Genomic DNA, 20644 nt, shown 5'->3' with positions numbered 1-20644 from the left:
ATTTTTAATAAGGAGCGATTATGACAACCCGCCTAAAGCAGTGCCTAGTGGGCTTTGCCACTCTGTCACTGAGCCAATTAAGTTATGCAGAACAAGACGAAACAATTTGGGTGACCATTGATGCCCTTGCTGCAGAGCATTTTCAACAAGATACAGTGAGTAAGCATAAACTAAACAGTAATTTTGCGATGCAAAAATCAGTGTTGAATCAAGTTAATTTTATGCGCGTTAACAAACAGGATATAGCTGGTTTAAGTGAATTTATGCACGATAATTATCATCGCTGTGGTGGTTTTGTAGCCCATGACTCATTAGCAGATGCAGAGCTATATACTCAGCAATTAAATACGCTGTCGCAGACTGCGATGAATGCAAGCTTGGTAAATTACAGTATTGATAATGCCGCGACAGTCAATGCGCTAGTATCATCGATTAATAGTAGTGAACTGAGCGATACGGTTAATAGCATGATGAACTTTCATAACCGTTATTATTCAGTGCAAAGTGGTGTTGATGCGGCTGACTGGTTAAAGAGTCATTGGCAACAAATTGCCAGTAGTCGTAGTGATATCAGTGTTGAGTACTTTAACCATAGTTTTTCGCAGTCATCAGTTATTGTAACCATACCTGGTGCAGAAAAAGCAGATGAAATCGTCGTTATTGGTGGTCATTTAGATTCAATCAATCAGTCAAACCCGAGTAATGGACGTGCTCCCGGTGCAGACGATAATGCCTCTGGCATTGCGGTGCTCACACAAACCTTGAAAGCGATTGTGGAAAATAACTACCAACCTCAGCGAACGATTCAAATAATGGGATTTGCCGCTGAAGAAGTGGGTCTTAGAGGCTCGAAAGATATTGCACAAAGCTATAAATCACAGGGTAAGAATGTTGTTGGCATGGTGCAATTTGATATGACCGGTAATAACGGCAGCAGCACCGATATTGTGATGATGACGGATTACACTAATTCATCGCAAAACCAGTATCTATCGCAATTGCTCGATGCTTATCAACCCACAGTGAGCTATGGCTTTGATCAATGTGGTTATGGCTGCTCAGATCATGCCTCTTGGTATCAGCAAGGGTTTGCCGCCTCAATGCCATTTGAATCTAAAATGAGTGATATTAACCCAATGATCCATACATCAAATGATGCCCAGTTTGATGCGGCTCACGCGAGTAAATTTGCAAAATTGGCCGTGAGCTATGTTGCTGAAATGGCAAAGAATGCTGGTGATGTAGTGACTGAGCCAACTAATGAGCTTGCAAATGGTGTAACTAAAACGGGTTTGGCGGGCTCAGCAAAAGAGCAACTTTTCTTTACGCTAGACGTACCCGCAATGAGTAGTAACCTTGAGTTTGTAACTGAGGGCGGCTCAGGTGATGCCGATTTATACGTGAAGTTTGGCAGTAAACCGACATTACAAGACTTTGATTGTAAAAGTACTACCTCTACAAGTAATGAAAGCTGTGTGATGTCGTCTGTTCAAACGGGCACTTATCATGTCATGGTTGAAGCGTGGAATCAGATTTCGAATGTGTCACTTACGGGAAGTTTCAGCACTTCTGGTGGCAGCGAAAACATTGACAGAACTGAGACAAATATTAGTGTCGCAACAGGGAGTTGGCAGCGCTTTACTCAACAAATACCAGAAGGCCTTAGTAATTTTACAGTGACTATTTCCGGCGGTAGTGGCGATGCTGATTTGTATGTTAACTATGGCTCAGCGTCGACAAGTTCAAATTATCTGTGTCGACCCTACAAAAATGGTAACGAAGAAAGTTGTCAATTTGATAACCCGCAAAGTGGTACTTGGTATATAGATTTGCAAGGTTACCGAGCCGCTTCGGGCGTGACATTAAAGATTCAAGGACAATGATTTAAGAGCAATCATACTTTTAACCATGAGGAAGCCTTGCTTCCTCATTTAGTCTTGCCCTTGGCAAGTCAGTTACGTAAAATCTGCTCATCACTTTTAATCTATTGGCGAAGTTTATCAAACAACTTTTCAGTGCCACTGGCCCCCTTGCACTTTCTCTTGATGGATATACTCCTCGGCAGCCACAAATTGACATGGCTGTTGCAGTTGACGATGCCTTAAAAAAACGTCACCAATTAGTGGTTGAGGCGGGCACAGGCACGGGTAAAACTTATGCTTACTTAGCGCCTGCGTTAAAATCAAAAGGCAAAACCATCATCTCAACGGGTTCAAAAGCACTGCAAGAGCAGTTGTTTCACCGTGATTTACCCAATTTAGTCAAAGCACTGAGCGCCACCAAAAAAGTCGCCCTTTTAAAAGGCCGCGCGAATTATTTGTGTACGTATCGTTTAAGTCAGCATGTCGCGCATGTGCCAACAGATGATCCAGATGTAATGCATCAACTTGCGATGGTGGCAAAGTTTGCAAGTGAAACCCGTTCAGGCGATTTAGCGGATTGTATTGGCATAGAAGAAGACGCCAAGGTACTGCCTTATGTTAGCTCAACCGCTGATAACTGTTTGGGTAAAGAGTGCCCAGATTTCCAAGATTGTTATATTCGTAAAGCCCGATTAAATGCAATGGAAGCCGATGTCGTAGTGATCAACCATCATTTATTCTTTGCAGATATGGCAGTAAAAGACACTGGCTTTGCTGAACTTATGCCAACCGCCGATGCCTACATCTTTGATGAGGCTCATCAACTGAGTGAAATTGCCAGTGACTATTTTGGTGAAAGTGTAAGTACCAAAAAGCTGGTGGATTTAATTAATGATTTACGAGCGATTTACCGTGCCGATATTCCCGATATGCTGCAATTAGGTAAAACTCTCAACAAGTTAGAAACTAGTGTCGCAGATTTACGCTTGCAGTTTGGGCTAGATGGGAGTCGTGGTGATTGGCGCGAAAAGCTAGCCGATAAAGATATTTGTGCTGCATTGCACCGGGTGATCAGTGATCTTGACTTTTTATACCAGGTGTTGAAATTATGCTTAGATCGTAGTGAAAAAATCGAGCATCCGTTTGAGCGTACATTAGCCTTTAAAGGTCAGTTAGAGCGGGTATTTGATACTGCACAAACGGGCTATAGTTATTGGTACGAAACAACCCGTCGATACCTAACGGTGAACATTACGCCACTCAATGTGTCGGCTAAATTCGCACAAATGATGAAAGACACTGGGGCTGGTTTTGTGTTTACATCGGCCACTTTATCGGTCGATAACGACTTGGCACATTTTAATGCCAGCCTTGGTCTAAAACCAACACAAAGTATGATTGTTGAAAGTCCATTTGATTATCAACAACAAGCAATGCTTTGTTTACCGCGCTATTTACCTGAGTCTCATGCGAATAATATGCCCCATGCTATTATCAAGCTGACCCTTGAGTTGATTAAATCAGCAAAAGGTCGCTGCTTTGTGCTGTTTACTAGCTATCGTATGATGCATTTAGTGGCTGAAGGTTTAACGACACAAATGGATTATCCGGTTTATATGCAAGGGCAAATGTCAAAACGCATTATACTTGAGAAGTTTACCCGTCATGGTAATGCCGTTTTACTCGGCACAGCTTCATTTTGGGAAGGTGTAGATGTTAGAGGCAGTACATTAAGTTGTGTTATCATTGACAAATTGCCGTTTGCCGCACCAGATGACCCATTATTGCAAGCAAAAATGCAAGATTGCCAATTACAAGGCAAGGACCCATTTGCACATATTCAATTACCCCAAGCGGTCATTGCATTAAAGCAAGGGGTAGGGCGACTTATTCGCGATAGTAAAGATAAAGGTGTGCTGGTTATTTGCGATAACCGCTTAGTAACACGCCATTACGGCCAAGTATTTTTAAAAAGTTTGCCACCAATGCGCCGCACGCGCGATTTAGCAATGGCAAACGCGTTTTTAGAACAGATCAATTAGAGTAACTTAGATGATTAAACACAATATTCTTGCCTTAGATGCATCAACTGAAGCTTTATCGCTGGTGCTACATTATCAAGGGCAAACATTTCATCATTTTGAAGAGTGCCCACAGCAGCACAGCCAAAAAATCTTGCCTTTAATTGATGAGTTACTCGCTAAGGCGCAATGTAAATTAGCAGACTTAGATGTTATTGGGTTTGGTCAAGGACCGGGCAGCTTTACAGGAGTGCGTATCAGTGTCGCGATTGCGCAAGGCTTAGCATATGCCGCACGCTTGCCTTTGGTTGCTGTATCAACATTACAGATGATGGCGCAGCAAGCATTTGAACAAGACAAAGTTAGTGATGTGTTTTCAGCGATTGATGCGCGTATGGGTGAAATATATTATGCCCACTACAAGGCTGATGAAAATGGCTTAATGACACTTGTTGATGAAGAGCAAGTAATTAAACCTGAGTTGCTAACGTTACCTGAAACAGCAGCAACTGCGGTGGGCACTGGTTGGAAAACCTATCCTGCGCTTGTCACTGAACTTGCAAATGTAAGTCTAAATGAAAACATTTTACTGCCTGATGCGAAGTACATGCTAGCCTGGGTTGCAACTGCCTTCGCTAGCGGTGATACAGTAACTGCAGCGAATGCGCAGCCTAAATATGTTCGTGATACAGTGACTTGGAAAAAACTACCTGGCCGAGAATAAAGAGACGATTAACGACACTTGCGTGCTTGTCAGTTATGGCACATAATTTAGTCATGTTTGATGTGGAATTACTAGTTTGACTTTACCTATTGGCTCAGGCTTTTATACCGGTGACATTCCCGGTCAATATAGCCGTAAAAATACCGTTACTGATAAGCCTAAAGCGATATCAGATCAAACGGCTGAGCAAAAGTCGTCAACAGAGTATGTTAAATCAAGCCCTCAAGCAGTTGTTATTGCCGATGAATTTAAAGCTGAGTCGCAAAGCTACCAGCAAACAATTTATGATAAACCAAGCAACCCAAAAACAAGTCGTGCTATTTCAACCTACACTGAGTTTGCTAACTTAGAGCGCCGTGCAGAAGTGCAAAGCTTAATTGGCGTTGATGTATACGCTTAATTAATAAAGCAAGCAACTGAATTAAAATGAAAAAAGCCTAAACAAATGTTTAGGCTTTTTTTATGATTGGACAGTATTCAATATAAATTACTGCTTAATAAAATCAATCAACTTGTCGGCAATCGCGGTATTGTTTTGCGAACCGTAAAAATCTTCCGCACGTTTACCATAGGCAAAAACTTGAACATCAATAGCCGTGTGGCCACCGGTAGTCCAACCCGTGAAGCTTGCATGATTGATGATATCTTTTACAGCAAGTAAAAGTGCTTTATCGCCCATTTTCTTAGCTTGGCTAAGCTTAATGCTGTTTGCATCAGTGAATTCGATATCAGAATACTTTTGCCATACTGCTTTTAAGTCATCGCTTTCAAGTAGAGCTTTAGTGATAGTGCCAGCTGTTGCTTTTACACCTTTAACAACATCTGTTTCCCACTTATATTGACCATGAGCACCGAGTGTTAAACCACCTGTTGAGTGATCGGCAGTGATAACAAGCAGGGTGTCTGGGTTTTTATCTACATATGCTTTAGCTTGCTCAATCGATTTAGCAAAGTCATCCATTTCGCCCATCGCACATGCAATGTCGTTTGCATGACCACACCAGTCAATTTGGCTACCTTCGATCATCACAAAGAAACCTTTGTCGTTTTGACCATCAAGTAAATCGAGTGCTTTCGTTGTCATTTGCGTAAGGCGCGTTGGATTTTCGTCAAGCGCAAACGGTAAACCCACTTCAGCGAATAAACCAAGCGCTGGAACTTGCTTTAAGTCATTCATTGCTGCAAAGTCATCGCTGTACTGATAGCCAGCCGCTTTAAACTCTTCAACTAGGTTGCGATCTTCACGTACATAATATTTCGTGCCGCCACCTAACATTAAATCAACCGGCAATTTGCCCGCGATTTTGTTATCGATATAGTCGTTGGCAATCTCGTCATAATTACGGCGAGATTCGTTATGTGAAGCAAAGCTTGCAGGGGTTGCGTGGTTAATTTGTGATGTCGCCACTAATGCTGTGGTCATACCGCGTTCTTTGGCAACTTCTAGCATGGTTTTTACTGGTTTTTTATCAGTATCAACAGCAATTGCGCCATTATAACTTTTATGACCACTACTAAGAGCTGTTGCACCCGCTGCACTGTCTGTTACATAAGTATGATCATCTGGGTAAGTATGTGCCATACCACGTAAAATAGTATCGAAAACAGTTGGGTCAACAACTTTAGTATTTGGATCATCTTTAAAGTAACGATATGCAGTTGTGTACGCTGGGCCCATACCATCACCAATCATATAAATAATGTTTTTTGGTGCTGATTCAGCCATTACTGAGCCTGCTGAGCATAATAATGCTAAAAGACTTAATTTTAATTTCATTGATGTAACCTTATTATTGTGCCCTTATTTATACTGCGAGGATTATTGTATACTAGCCAGAGGATAAATAAACGCCTTTAAGTTGAAACGCTTAATAAATAGGAGTAATTGTGCAACCATTTTCTTTTCAAACTGGCACTCAGGCAATGCATGGCCTAACCTTTGGTCATGGCGATGAGGTCGTGATTGCCTTACATGGTTGGCTTGATAACGCACATAGTTACATACCTATGTTACAAAATGTGCAGCTTAACCAGCGTTGGTATTGTCTCGATTTTCCTGGTCATGGTTTATCAGATTGGCGAAGTAGTGACGCACACTATTACTTTATTGACTACATTGATGACGTTTATAAATTTGTTGAGTCACTTGATGTGACTAAAGTGCATTTAGTTGGTCATTCAATGGGGGCTATGGTTGCTGGAGTTTTTGCCAGCTGCTTTCCTGAAAAGGTAGCATCGGTAAACTTCATTGAGGGCATTGGTTGCGTTACAACCGACAGCAATGACGTGAGCAGCCAACTCCGTAAAGCGATTTTAAATAGAGCGCGGGTAAACAGTAAAGGCCCTCGCGCTTTTGACTCAAAAGCGCACATTATTAGTGCAAGGCTCGCAAGTGGTGACCTTGAATACCCACAAGCAGAGCTACTGATGACACGAAATTGTTACGAAAAAGCAGGTAAGTGGTATTTGACAACCGATCCAAAACTTAAAAATCACTCAGGGTTTCGCTTTGATGAGGCACAATGCATTGCAACCATCAAACAAATTAACGCACCATGTCAGCTTATCTTAGGGGGGAAAGGTTACCCTTTTGTTAAAGATAACCTAGAAGCATATGGTAAATATTACAAGGAGTTAAAAATTCATGAGATACCAGGAGGTCACCATTGCCATATGCAAAGTCCTGCATTAACCTTAGAGCACATTCATGCATTTATTGGGCAGTATAAAGCAAGTTAATTGTATAATTGCACCAAATGTGGGATTATCTGCACCATTAGAGTATTTACTCCATTGAGAAACTGCCTTAGTTAGATTAAGGTTATTAAAAAATATAATTATAAACAGGAGCTAAGAGTGGAAAAAATCTGGCTTAAACGCTACCCAGAAGGTATGCCTGAAACAATCGACCCTGAGCATTATCACTCGCTACTCGACTTGTTTGAAAAAAGTTTTGCTGACTATAGTGACCTTCCAGCCTTTACCAACATGGGTAAAGTGTTGACCTATAGTGAGTTAGACAGTGCTACAAAACGTGTTGCGTCGTACATTCAAAATGATCTTGGTCTAAAAAAAGGCGATAAAGTAGCGGTGATGATGCCGAATCTACTGCAAACGCCTGTGACTATTTTAGGTATTCTTCGTGCTGGTTGTGTGGTGGTTAACGTAAATCCACTTTACACTGTGCGTGAATTAGAGCACCAGTTAAATGACTCAGAGTCATCAGCAATTTTCATTCTTGCTAACTTTGCCGATACCCTAGAAAAAGCATTACCAAAAACTAACGTTAAGCACATTGTGGTTACCCAAGTGGGTGATATGGTGGGCGGTCTTAAAAAGCACATTGTTAACCTTGTGGTTAAGCACGTTAAGAAAATGGTGCCTAGCTACACATTACCAAATGCAATTAAATTTGCAGATGCACTAGCTGGTAATGAAGCGAGTTACAAAAAGCCTGAAGTTGATTTAAACGACTTAGCATTCCTACAATACACAGGTGGTACAACGGGTGTATCTAAAGGTGCAATGCTATCTCATGGCAACATGGTTGGTAACCTTGAGCAAGTATCTGGTTGTTTAGATAATGTACTAGAGCGAGGTAAAGAAGTGGTTATTACGGCACTGCCGCTTTATCACATCTTTGCATTAACTGCGAACTGCCTAACATTTATGAAATATGGTGGTTTAAACGTACTTATCACTAATCCACGTGATATGCCGGGCTTTGTAAAAGAGTTAACACAACACAAATTCACTGCGATAACGGGAGTAAACACCCTATTTAATGGTTTATTAAATACCCCGGGTTTTGCTGAGCTTGATTTCTCGAGCTTAAAAATGTCGCTTGGTGGTGGTATGGCGGTACAACGTCCTGTAGCTGAAAAATGGCAAGCTGTAACAAAAACCAAGCTAATGGAAGGGTATGGTTTAACTGAATGTGCACCACTTGTAACACTAAGCCCATATGACCTTGACGGTTATAACGGTTCAATTGGATTACCTGCACCAAGTACTGATATCAAGCTAATGCTTGAAAATGGTGAAGAAGCAGCTAAGGGTGAACCTGGAGAGCTTTGGGTTAAAGGCCCACAAGTAATGCAAGGTTACTATAATCGCCCTGATGCAACAGCTGAATGTTTAAAAGACGGTTGGTTTGCAACAGGTGATATTGCAACTTACGATGATGAAGGTTTCTTCTATATTGTTGATCGTAAGAAAGACATGATTATCGTATCAGGCTTCAACGTGTTCCCAAATGAGATCGAAGAAGTAGTCGCAATGCACGATGGCGTGCTTGAAGTAGCTGCTATCGGTATCCCTCATGAGGTAAGTGGCGAACAAGTTAAAGTTTTTGTCGTGAAAAAAGATCAATCTTTAACTGAAAAAGATATAATAAAGCACTGTCGTGATAATTTAACGAACTATAAGGTGCCTAAACTCGTTGAGTTTAGAGATGAACTACCAAAAACAAACGTTGGTAAGATTCTCAGAAGAGCCTTAAAGGACGAAGAAAAATAATTAAAGCCGGCATTAGCCGGCTTTTTTATGGTAAAGAAAGGGGTATAAGTGCAATATCAACTGATCGAAACACAAAATCAATTAAATGATTTTGTAGAAAAAATAACAGGTAAACCGGTACTAGCAATTGATACTGAGTTTATGCGTCGTCGTACGCTTTACCCTGAAGTTGCACTTATTCAAGTATATGATGGTGAGCATTTAGCGTTAATCGACCCACTGGCTGAGTTGTCGCTTTTTGATTTTTGGCAAGTACTTAAAAACCCTGAGGTGTTAAAAGTACTGCACTCACCGTCAGAAGATATTGAAGTGTTTCAAAAATATGCTGGTTTTGTACCAACACCATTGTTTGATACCCAATTTGCTCTACAAATACTAGGCCATGGTAACTGCATGGGCTTTGCGCACATGGTTAAAGAATTACTTGATATCGAAATTGATAAAAGTGAATCGCGCACTAATTGGTTACAGCGCCCACTCACTGAGAAGCAGCTAGATTATGCCGCTGCCGATACGTATCACTTACTGCCTTGTTTTGAAATTATTAAAAAACAAATTGATGAAGCTGGCTTTTTTGACATCGTGATCAGCGAAAGCGAGTTAGTTGCGCAAAAACGTGCTTATCAAACACCTGCAGAGCAGCTTTACAAAGACATTAAAAATGCATGGCAATTACGACCGCACGACTTAGCGGTATTGCGCGAACTTGCTGCATGGCGCCGTGAAAAGGCAGAGCGCAAAAATCTCGCACTTAACTTTGTGGTAAAAGAGCACAACATGGTTGAAATTGCTAAGCGTAAGCCTACAAGTTTAAATGCGTTACGCCGAGTGCCAGGTGTTGAGCCTATGGAAGTTAACCGTTCGGGCGTTGAAATTTTAAAATGTATTGAGCGTGGTAAAGCTGTTCCTGTAAGCGAACAACCAGCACAATTAAAACGTTTAATTGATTTTCCGGCATACAAAAAAGCCGCTAAAGATATTAAGCAAAAAGTTACTAAAGTTGCAAAAGAGCAGGGTATTCCTGAAGATGTATTGGCCTCTAAAAAACAGATTAACCAACTGATCAGCTGGAATTGGAAGCTCGATGCCGATGAGCGTAAAACTGCATCAAAACCAGACCTGTTTAACTCATGGCGCTATGAGCTTGTAAAAGACGTACTTAAAGAGTGGCAAAACTGAGCAACAGCCTATTAAAAGGGCTTTGTACTCGTCACTAAAAGCCCTGAAACTTGCTGCGTTTACGCGTTACCTGTAACCAATGCAGCAAGTTATTATCATATCGTTTTAATCGTTGTTTTTGTTTTGACGTTAAATAATAAAATGGCGCAAATATAAAGTAGCCATGACCAATAATTACCACGCAGTTAAAACCATATTTAGAATATTGTTTAATTAGTTTAGTTTTGTTTGGCTCAATATGAACATTACCAAACGCAGAGCTATAAAAAATACCGTGGCGACATATCGTCAGCTCATTTTTACTGTTCAATATCAAAAATATAATTACAATCGATGTAAGCATAAAAGCCATTAAAAGTAGGTCATGAAGTGGATGCTTTTGTGATGTCACTTTCAGTATAGACAATGTTAAAACGGCTAAAGTTACGAGGATAGCAAGTGTGCTTTTCTCTGAACTCTTCCTTAAATTCAATACTTTCATTCTCAGTCCTTGAGAGGTTTTTCTAATATAGTACTTTGCTACTTAGATAAAACAATCTGCCAAAAAAATGAAAATAAATGCTATTTTTAATGGTTTATTATTATGCTTTGAGCTTTGGTTTTTTTAGCTTGTTGAATTTAAATAAAATAATTAATTGTTATTCTCTAAGTCTAAATAAAAGGCGTCTGGTTGTCAGGAAAAGCAAGTAGTCGAATAAACCAAAGTCTATAGTGATATATGTCGGAAGGTCTGCCTTGAGCGACTAGCTGCCATTCGGCATAACTTATCTAGCATTAATTGCCAATTCTCACTTGTAAGCAATCACCCAAAGATTTTAATTCCAAAAAGGAATACCTCAGTTTGCCTTTTGTATTTATAGCCTTAATAAACTAATAGATTTAAATTAAGTTTTGTGATTATTCGATTTTTCGGGTAGAAATTTATAACCATTGATCATTGCTGAAACCAGTCCTGACTTTTCTCTTCGTTCAGCAACGATAACACCTAGTATATGCAATGGTATAAGTATTACTAGGGCATAAAATGCGTATACATGAGCAGTGATGATGGGGGAGCGAAACTCTTTAAGCTGCTTATAACGTTTATCGTCAACATTAACTTTTGAATAAGGCTTGATTACGTCAAGTTGAGTCTCGTCAACCGCAATGCTTTTAGCAAAGTGCTGTCCTAACGGTGGGTAGTAAATATCAGTCCCTGCCAGAATTAAGCCCGTTGCCATTTGAATTGTCATTGCTATCAGCAAAGCTAATACCATGAGCTTTCCTATTGGATTATGGCCTTTGTATACTTGTTTGGGAGAGCGTCTGAATTTAGTTAGTTCCTTCTTATACCCTTTCATAAATGGCAGAGTTTGTGACCACATGTCATTCGACGAACCAATAAAACCCATAACCAGCCGAATGATAAGGTTTATGGCAAAAATGTAACCGATAGTAACATGTATGGTTTTAAGCATTATTTTGGCGTCCACCGTTACACCAAGTGTTTTTCCATTAAAGATGATTAAGCCGATCACTATTAGTAAGCTAATTGTGATGACGTTTATCCAGTGAAAAAGCCTGATGCTTTTAGGCCATACATAAGTAAGTGTTCTAGTTTTGTTCATAACATTTCTCCTTTTCCAGAGATTGCGTAACTTATAAATGGCCTGTTTCAATGATAGTTGTTGTCCAATACCTAATTTTTATGGTTGTGAATAGTAACTTTAGTTCTTCTTTAAGCTTTTCTAATTCACATTGCTCAATAACTACTTCAAACTTCAGCATATCTTTGTAGCCTCTAACTTGTTCCTCTAAGCTAAAAGCACTATGTTTCTTGCTGTAGCCCATGATCGGGAAAATGTTGAAGCCGGATGCTATATCACTCAGCATTAATTGGTCGATAACATCATCCTTGTGCTTCTTAGGGACTATGAAGGTAAAAACTAATGATGAACTAAACATTGCGCTGCTCCAATAAACGATACCAGATTGGTAATAAATAGAGTGTTGTTGCCGTTGAAGTCAGTAAGCCCCCTATAACAACTATAGCAAGCGGTTTTTGTATCTCAGCTCCCGGACCTGAAGCAAACGCTAAAGGCATTAGGCCAAACATTGCAGTGGTCGCGGTCATAAGTACTGGACGCAGCCTTCTTCGAGAGCCATCTACTACACGTTCAGTGATATTAGATATAGTGGTTTTGCTCTGTTCGAAATAACTAACCATAACGATACCATTGAGCACTGCAACACCAAGTAATGCAATAAAGCCAACTGATGCAGGAATTGATAAATATTGTTCAGATATTAGTAACGCAAAAACCCCTCCCATTAAGGCGAATGGGATGTTACAAAGAATCAAACTTGCTAAGGATACAGAGCGAAAAGTTGTAAATAAAATCACAAAAATTAAGATTAAAGCTAAAGGAACAACGATTATTAAGTTCTTCATTGCTCGTTGCTGATTTTCGAACTCACCACCAAAAGTTACGTAATAGCCGCTAGGAAGCGACAACTCAGAGTGAACTTTAGCTTGTAAGTCTTCAACAAAACTTACCACATCTCTGTTTTCAACATTGGTTGTAATTGAGACAAAACGTTTACCTCGTTCTCTTTCGATCAGTAAAGGTTCTTGTTCTACCTTAATGTCAGCGACGCTCTCTAGAGGTAAAATGGTATTATCAGGCATTAAAACAGATACTTGTTTCAAATCATTTATTGAGCCAATCTGACTTGCTTTGTGCTTCGACGAAGCACCGAAAACAATAGGCGTAAATTTATTAACGGTAACTAGTTTAGATATTTGTGAGCCTTCAAGTTGTGGCTTTAGAAAATCAGTTAATGCTTTAGTGGTTAAACCAAATTGATGAGCTATTTCAGGTTTTAATGAAATGCGAATGTATTTTCCACCCTCTATCAATGCTGTTTGTATGTCTTGACTACCAGATACTTGGCTTACTAACACTTTCATTTTTTCAGCGATATTTGCTAATTCTTGGACTTTATCCCCAAAAACTTTTATTGATACATCGCCTGTAGTGCCAGTTAGCATTTCAGTTACCCGCATTTGAATAGGTTGAGTAAAATTCGTGTTCATACCGGGGTAATTTGATAATACGTTGCGTATATCTTCGATTAGCTGTTGCTTGGTATCAAAGCGCCACTCATTTTGAGGCTTCAACTCCATGAATATATCCGTTTCATTTAGGCTCATAGGATCTAGGCCAAGCTCATCTGATCCAGTTCTGGCTACAATTTGAAGTATTTCAGGTACTTGTTTTAGTAGTGCTTTCTCTACTTGGATATCAATATTTAAAGAGGATTGCAGGGTAATAGATGGCGACTTTTCTAGTTGAACAATGATGTCTCCTTCATCCAACGTAGGCATAAAACTTTTCCCCAAACTTACAAAGGCAAAAATGCTTGTGATCAACACCAAAAAAGCTATCGATGATGCTGATTTAGGTGAATTAATAACGCTTAATAGCGACTTTTTGTACTGTATTTGTAATGATTTGATGAAGCTAGGCTCACTCGCTTCATTTGATTTCAGTATCATTGAAGCTAGCACCGGGATGCAAGTAAACGCTAAAACTAGCGCAGATAACATCGCAAAAACAATCGTCAATGCAACAGGCGTAAACAGCTTCCCTTCTAACCCTGAAAGAGTTAATAGAGGGGAAAAAACAATAACGACAATTAATGTTCCTGATACAGTTGGCACAGAAACTTCTTTACATGCTCTATAAATAACATGCAGCTTAGGAAGTTTGCTGTTTTCTGAAAGCCTATTTACAGTATTTTCAACAACGACAACAGATGAATCAACAAGCATACCAATAGCAATAACTAAGCCTCCTAAACTCATTAAATTTGCTGATATGGAAAAATGGCTCATTAATATAAAAGTGGCAAGAGCTGCCACCGGCAAGGATATAGAGACAATTAGTGCCGCTCTAAAGTTGCCAAGAAATAAGGCTAGCAATATGATAACGAGCACTACAGCTTGAACTAATGCATTTGTGATGGTTTCAATAGCAGTACTAATCAAATTAGATCTGTCATAAAAGACATTGATAGTAGTGCCATTAGGTAGTGAGCGCTCTAGTTCTAAAAGTTTTTCTTTAACTGAACTTACTACTTGGTCGGTATTACTGTTTTTTAGCGCAATAACTAAGCCTTGTACGGCCTCTTCACCATTATGTGTCACTGCACCATAACGTATTAAACTTCCTTCGTTGATTGCTGCAACATCGGCTAACCTGATTATTCCTTGTTGGTTGTTTTTTATAACTAACTGACGTATATCATCAATTTTTTCAAATTGTCCTTGTGTTCGAACAACGAAATTGTCGTTACCTTTGTTTATTCGGCCAAGTCCTCCATTTAAATTGTTAGCTATTACGGCTTGTTCAATATCACTAAAAGAAACGTCTAGTGATTTCATTTTCAAAGTAGTTGGTGTTATTTCATATGTTTTTACATAGCCGCCTAAACTGTTTACATCTGCGACGCCTTCAACTGTTCGAAGAATCGGTCTGATCTGCCAGTCCAAAATATCACGTCGCTGTTGAAGGCTTAAGTTTGGATTATCAACTGTAAACATAAAAATTTCACTTAGAGGCGTACTCATAGGAGCAAGACCACCAGAAATACCCTCTGGGAGTTCAGCCCAAATATTCATCAGCCTTTCATTTACTTGTTGTCTCGCCCAATAAATATCAGTGCCTTCTTCAAAATCAAGTGTAATATCAGTAATAGAATATTTTGTAGTTGAACGAAGAATCTTTTGGGATGGAATACCAAGTAACTCTGTTTCGACAATACGTGTAATTTGAGTTTCTATTTCCGAAGTTGTCATTCCCGGTGCTTTTAAGACAATTTTTACTTGGGTAGGAGAAATGTCGGGAAAAGCATCAATTGGCAAATTAAACCAAGCGTTGACTCCTGCAGCAGTTACGAGCAAAGTCAAAATAGTAATAAAAATTCGTTGAATAAGAGAAAACCTGATTACCGCACTTATCATCGTTTATCCTCCCAGCCCGAGAAATAGACCTTGGGCAATGCTAACGAAGGAGCTAAGTACTTCGGCTTGAGGTGTTAGATTGTCAGATTGAACAATGTAGCTATCATTCTCATTGCCAATAATAATGACCTTAACTAAGTTTATTTCTTGTCCTCGTTTTACTGCAACATAGCTTTTGTTATTGAGTTCGAATAATGACTGGTGAGGGACTTTAATACCTTCAATTAAAACGATAGGTGTTAGTAACAGTTGTTGCCCGAGTTTAAGCTCACACGATGAGTCGAAACTACTCCAGACTGTTTGCTTATAACGGCTGATTGTTTCGTCAACATTTTCTACTTTTAGTATGCAATTATCTTCAGTTTTAAATGAGTTAACATTTTTTGCAGTGCTTGCTAATAGCGAAGATTTTACAAAAACATTATGTGAAGGAATTATTTCAAAAAGGTATGGTGATTGTTCGTTCGTATACTTAAGTTGACCATTAGAAGGACTGATTATAAAAATATCGCCGTTTTTATCGATGGCTAATTGTTGTAGTGCATGGCTTAAGTGTTCAAAACTTAACTTTGCTTGAAGATAGGTTTTGTTGATGTCTAACCATTCAGCACTTTTTATCGTTTTCGAATTTGCATAATTTTTAACAGACTCAAGATGCTTCTTACTTTTTAAAAATATTGATTTACTGGCATCTATTTCTTCTAAGAAGTGATGTACTTCTGGCCCTTCTATTCTAGCTACTTTTTGTCCTTTACTTACCTTAACACCCGGATTGTATAAAAAAGATATTTGTTGCGGTGTAAAAGGCAGTTGTACTTTGAAACTGGATTTAGGTTTAAAGGATACCTCTCCAAGCACTTGCTCTATCTCCATACTGTCAACCTGATGTACGGTTTTGAACTGATGTTTAAAGCTTCCCAATTGTGAAATGGCGATCACTGAATTGGTGACTTGTTCAGCTTGAGTTTGCATGCTTAAAACGGTTAAAAACATTGACGCTATTAATGAGAATAATCGATATGAGGTTGCTATCATTTGTTACTGACTCTTGTTAGGCTAACCGCGATAGTTGCCTTGTTTTGTTTTTAAGTGAACTTATCCTACAAATAATGTGTAGTTTTTACGTCAGGCATGTGTTGTAAATTCATAAGACAAATGTCCCATAAACTTTTTAACTGGTTGATTTTTAGATGAAAGATAAAGCGATAGCAGTGCTTCTAGCTATAATAATGGTACTCAATTTTTTTGATGTAATTACTGATATTTCTTTAGGTGTTCCGACTTGGCATATTGTCGAAGAAAGTTTGATTGTTTTAGCTTCAGCGATTGGTTTTGTTTTTTTGGTTCGAGATATTTCAAACCGCACAAAGCGTATTAATCAGTTGAAAAGTGAATTAGATAAATCGGGCATTCAACTAAAAAATATTTCGGAAGAAATGAAGCTCGCTCGTATAAAATACAGTGAAGTCATAAATGAACAGTTTAATCAGTGGGGACTGACAAAAAGTGAACAAGAAGTTGCTATGTTGATGCTGAAGGGATTGAGTTTTAGAGAAATTAGTGGTGTAAGAGATACTAAAGAAAAAACAGTTCGTCAGCAGGCTTCTAGTATATATGTCAAAGCGGATGTAGAGGGTCGACATGAGTTTTCAGCTTGGTTTTTAGAAGACTTCATGGAGCCAGACAGTACAATAGAGTAGTCATCCTTTATCTTGCCTACTATCACTAGGAGATTAGCTCTTTAAAGCGTATGTAAGGGTGAATACTTTAAAAAAGCATGGTCTTTACTGTAAATAAATGATGGTCCGCTATTAACACAGAGCGCTCTTTCGGCACTAACGCATAATTGTCCAATTTCAAGTCAGAGTTTGCATTGATAATTTTTTACGTAAACAGTCATTGACCTATGTTTTTTAATGGTAAATTATGATATTTCAATAAATATCACACTCAACTGTTACATTATTAATTTTGGAGAAATCATGGCTCATCCGATAGTTGAACAAATCAGAAAAGCCGATAATGCAATTGTTGCCGAAGACTTCGATACACTTCTTAATATCTATACAGATGACGCCATTTTAGTTATTGAGCCTGGTAAAAATGCAAAGGGTAAAGCTGCTATACGTAAGGCTTTTGAAGCAATTTCTGTATATTTCAAAAATGGGTTGCAAGTAAAACAACAAGGTTTAGAAGTTCTTGAAACCGAAGATACTGCTTTAGTTTTAGCAAATACAGTTGTGTCAGCACCTAATTACCCAGAAGTAATCCGAAAAGCGACATATGTTTTTACCAAAAGCTCAGAGGGTGTTTGGTTGTGTTCAATCGATAATTCGTATGGTCATGAAATCATTGTAAAGTGTGAATAACAACTATGGAGTCACTTTTATATCTGTAATTGTGTATGGCAAATACGATGCCACCCCCAAAATGAGCTGGCTAATTAGTTAACCGCCTTACGGCGATAGATGATTTTTTGTGTATTTTTAACCCATAACTCTAAATAGATTAATTGAGGTAACCTATTTGGAGTCATGGATAAGTGTGCAAGTCATTATCAAACAAGTCTTTGCCCATTTCGCGTTAACGCAAATACTCTAAGGGTGTCTTTGAGCGATCAGGTACAGTGTTATTCATTTAATGCTATTGGCTCTACTCCATAAAACTGATATTCCACTAACTTTATGTCATCACCAATACAAATGACTGTTTTAATATACCGTTCAGTTTTGTGCTCCCATATTCAAGAAAATGAGTGACGAGCGCACTTTCTTTTTACTGAATCTCTTTAGCTTCAATAAAAAATTATAGTTGGCAATACATTATGTTATTTGTTAAGAATAGATTTATTAATACATGAGCGTGACATCGGCAGAAAGATGCGCGAAGCGCGCACGATAAAATTGTTAGGGCGAAGGACCTATGAGCTTCGAACAAGAATTCCAAGAGTGGCTTGTGGATGCGCTGCCAGAGAAAGTACCAGAAGGTGTGGTCGCTTTCTCGTTTAATTTGTACGAGCCGGCTCTACGGGATGGAGTCAAATTCGGAGTGGAAGTTGTCGGTACCTCAGAGTTCGACCCAGAGGATGAAGATTGGGCTTGTGAGGAAGTATGGGAGCCGCAGGAAAGGCAGTTATTTATTCCTATCGAGTTTTCCGGAACTGATTGGGCAAAATGTCAGGATCGATTAAAGGAGCTTCTCTTGCAGTTACTGCTATCGGAACATCGATTGTCCTCTGTGCTTAAATCAACTCGAGGGATAGGGGTGGGCTTCGTAGATGGATCACTCGATATCGTCTGGCAGCCCTAATAAGGCCAGGCACGGCGACGGCTTTTCCGTTGCGGCTCAGCCTTCACTGCAAAGCCGCGCGTGCTGGCGGCGTTAGCCAACTGGAGGTAATTTGAAGTTTCAAGTTAGATACAACCCACATTCAGACCTGGCGAATTTAGCTCAATATCAACTTGATTGCATTGAGACGAAAAGTAGTTCTGGTCATTCCAATGGTATCAGTATGGATATGCAAGCATGTTTAATCTCACATGCATTTCTGGCTGAGGCGTTAATAAATATGGCGGGTTTTGGCTTACTCCGAGAAAGTTTCAAGGAAAAGAAACCGTATCATTGGAAACGAAAAAAAGTTTTCTCGATTTTAAATGTCGAGCATATCGAAGGGTTATATGAAGTCCTTGATGCACTTCAAGAAGCAAGAAATAGTTTGGCACATGCAAAGCCCGACAGGTATGAATACGATCTGGGTGACAGTGAGGACGAATTTGCAGTGTTTAAGCGACCTTATGATGAACTCTTGACGATTGAATTTCTTAAGCATGCAAACTCAACTCTCGATGAGCTGTGGTATGCAATGGGAAATAACGAGGACATAGAGGGCTACGGGTTAATTACCTCTGCGGTAGAAGTTGGCTAACAAATTGTTCAAGAGTGATTCGGCACGCGTGGCATTTTTACTATGCGTTGGTTTTAGTGGTTAAGGTAGTATGCGGAAGCATTGGTATAGCGTGCATCACACCTTAACAAGGCGTTAGGGCTTACTACGAAAAATTTGCAAGGGTGGCGAAATGATAAGGTTCTATCTGGTTCTTACTTTGTTGGGAATATTGCTACCATACGGGGCGTTTGTTCCTTGGCTAGTTAGCAATGGCTTAGATATTGGTCTTTTGTTCAGTGAAGCGGTGGCAACCCCAATTAGTATTTTTGCTTGGCTTGATGTCTTGGTTGCGGCGATTGCTCTATTAGGTTTTATCGTGGTGGATGGCAAAAGACATAAAGTGAAGTATCGATATTTTGCAGTGTTGGGAACTTTGTCAGTTGGTGTATCGTTTGGGTTGCCACTGTATCTTTACTTGAAAGAAAAGCAGTCGCTCCAACCGCAGCCCTAACAAACGCTTCTGTCCAAAAACAAGGTAATGCTTTTCTTACTCATCCAATCTAAATCTCAGTCATGAGCTCACTTGTTTAAAGCGAGCTCATTTCTACAATAACATTACAAACCAAGTAAAATCTTATCTAAGTTTTGTTTTGATTTAGCAACGCTTTGTAGCGGCGTTAATCCACGTGGGTATTCTTCTTGCTCAAGTACTAACCACTTGGTGTTGCCGTGGGATTCTAAAGTGTCGATGATGGCAGGCCAATCAATGTTGTTTTCGCCGATAATCGGGCTCATGTTGCTACCCTCAATCGTACGTACTTTGATGTGCGTAGCGAGAGTGCGGTTAGGGTACTTTTTAATGAAGTAAATTGGATCTTTAGCTGCGTAATTAACCCAGCCGATATCTAGCTGCAGTGGCATGGTTTTGGGGGTATGACTGGCAATATAATCCCAAAATGTTGCGTTATTGAATGCATTAAACTCTTTATTATGATTGTGAAAACCGATCTTCATATCAAAACGGATTGCATAATCACTGACTTTAGTGAGCTCTTTAACCAGAGATTTAACTCCTTCTGGGTGCCATGCTCGCTCATCCCACGGTACATAAAGTGTGGTAACGCCAAGGGTTTTGTAAAACAGTAGGGTGCTATCAATAGTGCTTTCGCTGAGTGCATCAAAGCCGATGTGGGCACTACTGGCAACTAAGCCTAATTCAGTGAGCTTTGCTTTTAAGGCTGCTGGGTTATTTGAGTAAGGGCCAAAATCTCCGGCAAATTCAACGCCGTCAAACCCCATTTTGGCAAGAGACTTAAGCGTACCATGGAAGTCATTTTTTAAGGTGTCTTTGACTGACCATAGCTGAACACTTACTGGCAGTTTTGCAAATAATTGACCACTAAATACAAGGCTAAGAATGAGCAATAAAATGCGGGTTTTAAACATACT

At 39.5% G+C, this 20644-nt stretch carries 19 protein-coding genes; 12 read left to right on the top strand and 7 right to left on the bottom strand.

The features are described from left to right. Nucleotides 1-20 precede the first annotated feature (20 nt). The 4 genes from J8Z25_RS20740 (at nt 21) to J8Z25_RS20725 (ending at nt 5007) form a co-directional block, all read left to right on the top strand. Nucleotides 21-1883 carry a M28 family metallopeptidase gene (locus J8Z25_RS20740; protein WP_250662160.1) on the top strand — a complete coding sequence of 621 codons (1863 nt, stop codon included), beginning with the start codon at nt 21-23 and terminating at the stop codon, nt 1881-1883. Nucleotides 1884-1987: 104 nt separating this feature from the next. Beyond that, a complete protein-coding gene (gene yoaA, locus J8Z25_RS20735; RefSeq protein WP_130052600.1) occupies nt 1988-3904 on the top strand; it encodes a DNA repair helicase YoaA in 1917 nt (638 codons plus the stop codon). Between the two features lie 10 nt (nt 3905-3914). Continuing rightward, entirely contained in the window at nt 3915-4607 is a 693-nt protein-coding gene (gene tsaB, locus J8Z25_RS20730) for a tRNA (adenosine(37)-N6)-threonylcarbamoyltransferase complex dimerization subunit type 1 TsaB (protein WP_250662159.1), read from the top strand. Nucleotides 4608-4683: 76 nt separating this feature from the next. Beyond that, nucleotides 4684-5007 (top strand): hypothetical protein, encoded by a 324-nt coding sequence (locus J8Z25_RS20725; RefSeq protein ID WP_119852947.1) that lies wholly within the window; start codon nt 4684-4686, stop codon nt 5005-5007. A gap of 87 nt (nt 5008-5094) precedes the next feature. Here J8Z25_RS20725 and J8Z25_RS20720 read toward each other — a convergent pair whose 3' ends face one another. After that, nucleotides 5095-6384 (bottom strand): alkaline phosphatase, encoded by a 1290-nt coding sequence (locus tag J8Z25_RS20720; RefSeq protein WP_250662158.1) that lies wholly within the window; start codon nt 6382-6384, stop codon nt 5095-5097. A 110-nt stretch (nt 6385-6494) separates the two neighbouring features. Here J8Z25_RS20720 and J8Z25_RS20715 point away from each other — a divergent pair, with 110 nt between their 5' ends. From J8Z25_RS20715 to rnd, 3 genes are all read left to right on the top strand, one after another. Beyond that, the gene (locus tag J8Z25_RS20715; RefSeq protein ID WP_250662157.1) at nt 6495-7346 is read left to right on the top strand and encodes an alpha/beta fold hydrolase; all 852 of its coding nucleotides are present in this window, start codon (nt 6495-6497) and stop codon (nt 7344-7346) included. A 117-nt stretch (nt 7347-7463) separates the two neighbouring features. Further along, on the top strand, nt 7464-9125 hold the full coding sequence (fadD, locus tag J8Z25_RS20710; protein ID WP_130052597.1) for a long-chain-fatty-acid--CoA ligase FadD: 1662 nt from the start codon (nt 7464-7466) through the stop codon (nt 9123-9125). 48 nt (nt 9126-9173) lie between these two features. After that, nucleotides 9174-10304 (top strand): ribonuclease D, encoded by a 1131-nt coding sequence (gene rnd / locus J8Z25_RS20705; protein WP_250662156.1) that lies wholly within the window; start codon nt 9174-9176, stop codon nt 10302-10304. Nucleotides 10305-10338: 34 nt separating this feature from the next. Here the strand turns inward: rnd and J8Z25_RS20700 are convergent, their stop codons facing one another. From J8Z25_RS20700 to J8Z25_RS20680, 5 genes are all read right to left on the bottom strand, one after another. After that, nucleotides 10339-10785: a hypothetical protein gene (locus J8Z25_RS20700; protein ID WP_130052595.1), complete on the bottom strand. Its 447-nt coding sequence runs from the start codon at nt 10783-10785 to the stop codon at nt 10339-10341. 403 nt (nt 10786-11188) lie between these two features. Then, a complete protein-coding gene (locus J8Z25_RS20695) occupies nt 11189-11911 on the bottom strand; it encodes a cytochrome b/b6 domain-containing protein (protein WP_250662155.1) in 723 nt (240 codons plus the stop codon). Between the two features lie 31 nt (nt 11912-11942). Then, entirely contained in the window at nt 11943-12248 is a 306-nt protein-coding gene (locus J8Z25_RS20690) for a DUF3240 family protein (protein ID WP_250662154.1), read from the bottom strand. Further along, nucleotides 12241-15309 (bottom strand): efflux RND transporter permease subunit, encoded by a 3069-nt coding sequence (locus tag J8Z25_RS20685; RefSeq protein ID WP_250662153.1) that lies wholly within the window; start codon nt 15307-15309, stop codon nt 12241-12243. Before J8Z25_RS20685 ends, J8Z25_RS20690 begins: the two co-directional genes overlap by 8 nt. Nucleotides 15310-15312: 3 nt before the next feature. After that, nucleotides 15313-16302 carry a hypothetical protein gene (locus J8Z25_RS20680; protein ID WP_130052592.1) on the bottom strand — a complete coding sequence of 330 codons (990 nt, stop codon included), beginning with the start codon at nt 16300-16302 and terminating at the stop codon, nt 15313-15315. Between the two features lie 197 nt (nt 16303-16499). On the opposite strand from J8Z25_RS20680, the gene J8Z25_RS20675 reads away from it, so the two are divergent. The 5 genes from J8Z25_RS20675 to J8Z25_RS20650 all read left to right on the top strand — a co-directional run bounded on the left by J8Z25_RS20675 (nt 16500) and on the right by J8Z25_RS20650 (nt 19706). Beyond that, a complete protein-coding gene (locus J8Z25_RS20675) occupies nt 16500-17009 on the top strand; it encodes a helix-turn-helix transcriptional regulator (RefSeq protein ID WP_130052591.1) in 510 nt (169 codons plus the stop codon). Nucleotides 17010-17291: 282 nt separating this feature from the next. Continuing rightward, on the top strand, nt 17292-17678 hold the full coding sequence (locus J8Z25_RS20670; protein WP_175580347.1) for a YybH family protein: 387 nt from the start codon (nt 17292-17294) through the stop codon (nt 17676-17678). 553 nt (nt 17679-18231) lie between these two features. Next, complete coding sequence (locus J8Z25_RS20665) at nt 18232-18618, top strand: hypothetical protein (RefSeq protein WP_130052590.1); 387 nt, start codon at nt 18232-18234, stop codon at nt 18616-18618. Nucleotides 18619-18709: 91 nt separating this feature from the next. Beyond that, nucleotides 18710-19234: a hypothetical protein gene (locus tag J8Z25_RS20660; RefSeq protein ID WP_239977571.1), complete on the top strand. Its 525-nt coding sequence runs from the start codon at nt 18710-18712 to the stop codon at nt 19232-19234. A gap of 151 nt (nt 19235-19385) precedes the next feature. After that, a complete protein-coding gene (locus J8Z25_RS20650; protein ID WP_130052588.1) occupies nt 19386-19706 on the top strand; it encodes a DUF2834 domain-containing protein in 321 nt (106 codons plus the stop codon). Nucleotides 19707-19810: 104 nt separating this feature from the next. Here the strand turns inward: J8Z25_RS20650 and J8Z25_RS20645 are convergent, their stop codons facing one another. Further along, on the bottom strand, nt 19811-20641 hold the full coding sequence (locus J8Z25_RS20645; protein ID WP_130052587.1) for a sugar phosphate isomerase/epimerase family protein: 831 nt from the start codon (nt 20639-20641) through the stop codon (nt 19811-19813). Between the last annotated feature and the right edge of the window lie 3 nt (nt 20642-20644).

Source organism: Pseudoalteromonas sp. SCSIO 43101 (assembly GCF_023650775.1).
Classification (GTDB): domain Bacteria; phylum Pseudomonadota; class Gammaproteobacteria; order Enterobacterales; family Alteromonadaceae; genus Pseudoalteromonas; species Pseudoalteromonas apostichopi.
Note: the sequence above shows the minus strand (reverse complement) of the source record. Positions and strands in the feature narration are given on the sequence as shown.